The 6,149-nt window shown below is 73.0% G+C and carries 6 protein-coding genes; 3 read left to right on the forward strand and 3 right to left on the reverse strand.

From position 1 onward, the window contains the following. Together ACFU99_RS29515 and ACFU99_RS29520 are read right to left on the reverse strand one after the other, a co-directional pair. The coding region (locus tag ACFU99_RS29515) for a helix-hairpin-helix domain-containing protein (protein WP_384397813.1) at positions 1 to 1,321 on the reverse strand (1,321 nt) is incomplete at its 3' end. Then, positions 1,318 to 2,301, reverse strand: coding sequence for an aldo/keto reductase (locus ACFU99_RS29520; protein WP_384397815.1), 984 nt, complete (start codon positions 2,299 to 2,301; stop codon positions 1,318 to 1,320). The genes ACFU99_RS29520 and ACFU99_RS29515, both read right to left, overlap by 4 nt. Positions 2,302 to 2,428: 127 nt before the next feature. Between ACFU99_RS29520 and ACFU99_RS29525 the strand changes: the two genes are divergently transcribed. Both ACFU99_RS29525 and ACFU99_RS29530 read left to right on the forward strand, forming a co-directional pair. Next, positions 2,429 to 3,478: an LLM class F420-dependent oxidoreductase gene (locus ACFU99_RS29525; RefSeq protein ID WP_384397817.1), complete on the forward strand. Its 1,050-nt coding sequence runs from the start codon at positions 2,429 to 2,431 to the stop codon at positions 3,476 to 3,478. 229 nt (positions 3,479 to 3,707) lie between these two features. Next, a complete protein-coding gene (locus ACFU99_RS29530) occupies positions 3,708 to 4,496 on the forward strand; it encodes a ferritin-like domain-containing protein (protein ID WP_384397819.1) in 789 nt (262 codons plus the stop codon). A gap of 55 nt (positions 4,497 to 4,551) precedes the next feature. Here the strand turns inward: ACFU99_RS29530 and ACFU99_RS29535 are convergent, their stop codons facing one another. After that, the gene (locus tag ACFU99_RS29535) at positions 4,552 to 5,544 is read right to left on the reverse strand and encodes a magnesium and cobalt transport protein CorA (protein WP_384397821.1); all 993 of its coding nucleotides are present in this window, start codon (positions 5,542 to 5,544) and stop codon (positions 4,552 to 4,554) included. A gap of 62 nt (positions 5,545 to 5,606) precedes the next feature. On the opposite strand from ACFU99_RS29535, the gene ACFU99_RS29540 reads away from it, so the two are divergent. Continuing rightward, the coding region (locus tag ACFU99_RS29540; RefSeq protein ID WP_384397822.1) for an MSMEG_4193 family putative phosphomutase at positions 5,607 to 6,149 on the forward strand (543 nt) is incomplete at its 3' end.

Raw genomic sequence — 6,149 nt, forward strand, 5'->3', positions numbered from 1 at the left:
GGCCGTCGGCGAGGCTCTCCTCGGCCATGGCGTAGCGGTCCAGCCCCAGCAGTACGCGGACCGGTACGTCCTCGTTTCCGTCGGCCGGGGCCGGGGCGCTCGCTCCCGGCGTTTCGAGGGCCTCCTGGAAGACGAGCACCGCGCCGTCGGCGATGGCGGTCTGTAGCGCCTCGTCCGGGTCCGGTACGGACTGCTGGGCGAGGGCCGCGCGCAGCGCGGAGGACTCCAGCACGGTGTGCCCTTCGAGCGCGGCGCGCTCCAGCAGCCAGGCGACGAGCGCCTGGGCGCGGCGCTCGTCTCCGGGGCCGCACTCGCCTCCGAGGAGGGCGCGCGCGAACCCGTCGGCCTGCTCGGGCCGTACGCCGGGCACTCCGAGCAGCTGCCAGGGGTCTTCGCGGAGCACCTCCGCGGCCTTCTCGCCGAGGGCTTCCACGGCGTTCTCGGCCAGTTGCTCGGGCGCGCCACCGGCCGCGAGCACCTGCCGGACCCCGCCGAGACCGGCGGCCGTCACCGCGACGCGCGCCGCCGATGCGGGTGTGGGGGTGGGCGTGGGATTGGGCGCGGACGGGGGTGAGGCCGCCGGGGCGGGCGCCGGAGCGGGTTTCGGCCGGTTCGGCGGCGTGCTGAAGAACGACGCGGCCGACCGCTCCCCGCTCTCCACGGCCCGCACAGCCGCAGCCAACGCCTCAGCGGCAGCGGACCGCCCGGACGTCTCGGCACCCGCCGCGTCGGCACCCGCCGCGTCGGTACGCGGCGCGGCCTCCGCCGAACCCGATGCACCCTGCCGGGCCGCCTCCGGCCCGTCGCCCTCCTGCGCAGGGGCGCCATCGCCCAGCGCGGACGCCTCTTGCGTCCCGGCGTCAGCCGCGGGTGCCTCGACGTCGGGAGTGCCCTGCGCGGGCACTCCTGACTCGTCCCCGGCCGGGGACGGTGAGTCCCCCTCGTCCGCTTCCTGCGCGAGCGCGGCCGATGAGTCCTGGGCCGGTGCCTGCCCGCCTGGGGCCTCAGCCGCCTGAGCGGGCACGCCCGTTGCGTCATCGCTCGGCGCAGCCGCCCCCGGGACCTCGCCGTCCGGCGCAGATGCCCCCGAAGCGTCGGCACCCCGTACGGACGCTGCCTCGGCGTCGGCATCCCCCGCGGACGCTTCCGCCGCGTCCCCACTCGGCCCGGACGCCTCGACGTCCGGCGCACCGGCACCCGCCGCAGGCGACCCCGCCCCGTCGCCTTCCGGCGCGGATACGGGCGCAGCAGGATCGGCCCCCGCCGAACCGGCCTCGTCGGGGGGAGCGGCGGCCTCGGGGGAGAGGCGGTCCGTGTTCACAGGGTGCTCCAGTCCTGGTCGGGATAGCGGTGCACGGGCGCTGACACGTCGTCGAGCGCCTGGCAGATCTCGTCAGGAAGCGTAAGGGCCTCCACTGACAACGCGGCTCTGAGCTGCTTGGCGTTGCGCGCTCCGACGAGGGGGGCGACTACTCCGGGGCGGTCGCGGATCCAGGCCAGGGCGACCTGGAGGGAGGTGGTGGCGAGGCCGTCCGCGGCGGTGGCCACGGCGTCGACGATGTGGCCGGCCGCCTCGTCCAGGTAGGGGGCGACGAACGGGGCCAGCGCCTCGGACGCGCCGCGCGAGTCCGCCGGGGTGGCATGCCGATACTTGCCCGTCAGCACGCCGCGCCCCAGCGGCGACGACGGCAGCAGGCCCACGCCCAGGTCCAGCGCGGCGGGCAGCACCTCGCGCTCGATGCCGCGCTGGAGCAGGGAGTACTCCATCTGCGTGCTGGCCAGCCGGGTGCGTACGCCGGGCGCGCCCAGCTGCCACGTGGCGGCCTTGGCCAGCTGCCAGCCGGAGAAGTTGGACACTCCCGCGTACCGCGCCCGCCCGCTGCCGACCGCGATGTCCAGCGCCTGGAGCGTCTCGTCCAGCGGCGTCGCCGGGTCGAAGGCGTGCACCTGCCAAAGGTCGACGTGGTCGGTTCCCAGCCGCTCCAGCGAAGCGTCGAGGGCGGAGAGCAGATGCCCGCGCGAGCCGTCGAAGCGCCGGTCCGGGTCGGGGACGCTGCCCGCCTTCGTCGCGATGACCAGGTCGCGGCGCGGCACCAGCCCCTCCATCAGCTGCCCGAGCAGATACTCCGCGCCGCCGTCCGCGTACACATCGGCGGTGTCGACCAGGGTGCCGCCCGCCTCCCAGAACGCCTTGAGCTGATCCGCGGCGTCGTGCTCGCCGGTGTCCCGGCCCCAGGTGAGGGTGCCGAGCCCGATCCGGGATACGCGCAGCCCCGTGCGGCCGAGATGCCTTTGCTCCATGAGCGCTCAGATTAGTGGGCAGGGCACTTTCCGTGGCCGCCTGTGGATAACTCGGCGCTGACGTATCCCCGGTACGCGCGCTAGAGTCCCCGCTACAGGGACGTTACTGATGAGTAAGGGGAGCGGTATGCGGCTTGGCATCAACCTCGGCTACTGGGGAGCCGGGATGGACGCGGACAACCTCGCGGTCGCCCGCGAGGCGGACCGCCTCGGCTACGCGGTCTGCTGGGCCGCCGAGGCGTACGGATCGGACGCCGCCACCGTCCTGGCCTGGGTGGCCGCGCAGACCGAGCGGATCGACGTCGGCTCCGCCATCTTCCAGATCCCCGCCCGTACCCCCTCGATGACGGCGATGACCGCCGCCACCCTCGACTCGCTCTCCGGCGGCCGGTTCCGGCTCGGCCTCGGCGTCTCCGGGCCGCAGGTCTCCGAGGGCTGGTACGGCGTCAAGTTCGACAAGCCGCTCGCCCGCACCCGCGAATACGTCGAGATCATCCGCAAGGCCATGTCCCGCGAGCGGCTCAGCCACGAGGGCGAGCACTGGACGCTGCCCCTCCCCGGCGGCCCCGGCAAGCCGATCAAGCTCACCGTGCATCCGGTGCGCGAGCACATCCCGCTCTACATCGCCGCCATCGGCCCGAAGAACCTGGAGCAGACCGGCGAGATCGCCGACGGCGCGCTGCTCGTCTTCTTCTCGCCCGAACACGCCGAGGAGACCACTCTCGGCGCGCTCCGCACCGGCCGCGCCAAGGCCGGCAAGGACCTCGACGGCTTCGACCTCGTACCCACCGTCCCCATGGCCGTCGGCGACGACGTGGGCGCGCTCGCCGATCTCTTCCGCCCGTACACCGCCCTCTACGTCGGCGGTATGGGCAGCGCCAGGCAGAACTTCTACAACAAGCTCGCGCAGCGCATGGGGTACGGCAAGGAAGCCGCCGAGATCCAGGAGAAGTACCTCGCCGGGGACAAGGACGGCGCCGCCGCCGCGGTCCCGCGCGAGCTGATCGACTCCACCGCCCTGCTCGGCCCCGTCGAGCGCATCGCCGAGCGCATGCAGGCATACGCGGAGGCGGGGGCCACCACCCTGTCCCTGGCCCCCGCCGGGTTCACGCTCGACGAGCGGATCGCGGGGCTGCGCGCCGGCGTCGACGCCCTGGAGCGGGCCGGGCTCGCCTGACGGACGCGCTCGGCGAGCCGCGGGAGCGCCTGGAGAAGTCCACGGCCGTGGTGGGGGCTCGGGGGTCTTCCCCGCCACGGCCGTCACCGAGCACAACGCCCCGACCGCCCCGGCGGTTACGCGCCGGGCCCGCCCCGGCCTCCGCCATTCGGCCGGACCTCCTGTTGTCCCGCCCCCTTCGCGGCGTTTGACTTTCTCTTGACGAATGTCGTGCTCGGAGGTGGTAGCGATGCTTTCGGCCAAGGGCCTGTTCCAGGAGATTCTCGACAGCGACGATTCGTTTCAGCTGTTCTGCTCCATCGCCGCCGGCGGTGAGAGCCAGGGCGGCTGGGAGAACGGCCGGATCGCGGCCCTCGTCCCCGACGGCCTGCGCGACCTCGCACCCAAGATCGCTCGGCATGGCGCGGACGAGGACAAGCACGGCCGTATCTTCCTCGCCCTGCTGCGCAACCGCGGTCTGGAACCCGTCGAGATCCCGCCGGGCACCGACTACACGATGCTCCTCGAACGCCGCGGCATCGGCCTCGCCCACGACCGGCTGCGCGCCGCCGAACCGCTCACCGAGCAGGACATCATCACCTACCTCACGCACAGCCGCGTCACCGAACAGCGCGCCGCCGACCAGATGGACATGCTCACCGGGCACTTCGGCGAGCACCCGAAGATCGGCCGGGCGATCCGGGCCATCTGCCGCGACGAGGAGAACCACCTCGCCTACTGCCACGAGGAACTGCTCCGCCTCGCGGCCCTCGGACACGGCCGGGAGATCCATGCCGCCCTGCGCCACAGCGCCCTCGCCGAGATCGCCGTCTACCGGGACGTCTCCCTCGCCGTGATGGACCTGATGGGAAAGATCCTCGGCTGGCCGCGCCCCAAGGCCGCCGTGCTCGCCGCGGCGATCCGCGCCATGTACGCGTACGAGCGGGCCGGCGGCTGGCGGCGCATGGTCCGCCTGCGGATGCCCGAGCGCCGCGACGCCCTCGGCGGCCCCGCGCCCCGCGCCGTCGGGCTGGCCTGAAGCCGTTCACGCGCGCGCCCACGCGTGCCCCACGCCCGTACGCGCCCACGGGCCCCTACAGCCACCCCCGGCGCTTGAACATCCGGTGCAGCCAGAAGACCAGCCCCGCCATCAGCAGGATCACCGTCGGATAGCTCCACGAGTACTGGAGTTCCGGCATGTGCTCGAAGTTCATGCCGTATATCCCCGCGACCATCGTCGGGACCGCGGCCATCGCCGCCCACGCCGAGATCTTCCGCATGTCGTCGTTCTGCTGCACCCCCGTCTGCGCGAGATGCGCGGAAAGGATGTCGGACAGCAGCCGGTCCAGGCCCTCCACATAGTCGTTCGCGCGCGTCAGATGGTCGCTGACGTCGCGGAAGAAGGGCTGCGAGGCCGCTCGTACGTACGGCAGTCCGGCGCTCGCCAGCCGGGACATCGGCTCCGCGAGCGGGCCGGTGGCCCGGCGGAACTCCACGACCTGGCGCTTGAAGGCGTAGATCCGGCCCGCCATGCGCCTGGTGTCGCCGCCGGCCGGGGCGAACACCTCGGCCTCCAACTCCTCCAGGTCCACCTGTAGTTCCGCCGCCACGTCGATATAGGTGTCGACGACCGCGTCGCTCACCGCGTACATCACCGCCGTAGGACCGTGCTGGAGCACCTCGGGGTCCGCCTCCAGCCGGTGCCGCACCCGGGTGAGCGGGTTGCCGTGGCCATGCCGGACCGTGACGACGAAGGAGTCCCCGACGAAGACCATCAGCTCGCCCGTCGCGACCGTATCGGCCCTCTCGTCGTACTCGACCGGCTTGAGCACCAGGAACAGCGAGTCGTCGTAGACCTCCAGCTTGGGGCGCTGGTGTGCGGCCAGCGCGTCCTCCACGGCCAGCGGGTGCAGACCGAATTCGGCGGTCACGAGCGCGAATTCGCTCTCGGTCGGTTCGTGCAGCCCGATCCACAGAAAGGAATGCCCCTCCGCGCGCGCCTCGTCCAGCGCCTCGGAGAAGTCGGCGGGGCCGTCCGTGCGGCGCCCGTCGCGGTAAATGGCACAGTCCACGATCACGGAGAGCATTCTTCCGCCCCCCACTGGGATGTACACCAGGCACGGGCAAAGGCGAGTCGTAGGGTGGCGCCATGCCCACGTTGATCCTTGTCCGGCACGGCCGGTCCACCGCCAACACCGGGGGAGTGCTCGCGGGCTGGACCCCCGGCATCGCCCTCGACGAGCGCGGCGCGGCGCAGGCGGCCGAGCTGCCCGCCCGGCTGGCGGGACTGCCGCTCGCCGCCGCCGTCACCAGCCCCCTCCAACGCTGCCGGGAGACCCTCGCCCCGCTCCTCGCCGACCGGCCCGGACTCCCGCTCCACACCGACGACCGGATCGGCGAGTGCGACTACGGCGACTGGTCCGGGCGCAAACTCGCCGAGCTCTTCGACGAGCCGCTGATGACCGTCGTCCAGCAGCACCCGTCCGCCGCCGCCTTCCCCGGAGGCGAGTCCATACGGGAGATGCAGGCCCGCGCGGTGGACGCGGTCCGGCAGTGGAACCAGCGGATCGAGGACGAGCACGGCGCCGACGCCGTCTACGCCATGTGCACGCACGGCGACATCGTGAAGGCGCTCGTCGCCGACGCACTCGGCCTGCACCTCGACCTGTTCCAGCGGATCGCCGTCGACCCC

It is taken from the genome of Streptomyces sp. NPDC057654 (assembly GCF_042800135.1).
Taxonomy (GTDB): domain Bacteria; phylum Actinomycetota; class Actinomycetes; order Streptomycetales; family Streptomycetaceae; genus Streptomyces.

Excerpts from the sequence above, each read along its gene's own strand:
- ACFU99_RS29520 (WP_384397815.1), bottom strand. The coding sequence starts at position 2,301 with ATGGAGCAAAGGCATCTCGGCCGCACGGGGCTGCGCGTATCCCGGATC.
- ACFU99_RS29525 (WP_384397817.1), top strand. The coding sequence starts at position 2,429 with ATGCGGCTTGGCATCAACCTCGGCTACTGGGGAGCCGGGATGGACGCG.
- ACFU99_RS29530 (WP_384397819.1), top strand. The coding sequence starts at position 3,708 with ATGCTTTCGGCCAAGGGCCTGTTCCAGGAGATTCTCGACAGCGACGAT.
- ACFU99_RS29535 (WP_384397821.1), bottom strand. The coding sequence starts at position 5,544 with ATGCTCTCCGTGATCGTGGACTGTGCCATTTACCGCGACGGGCGCCGC.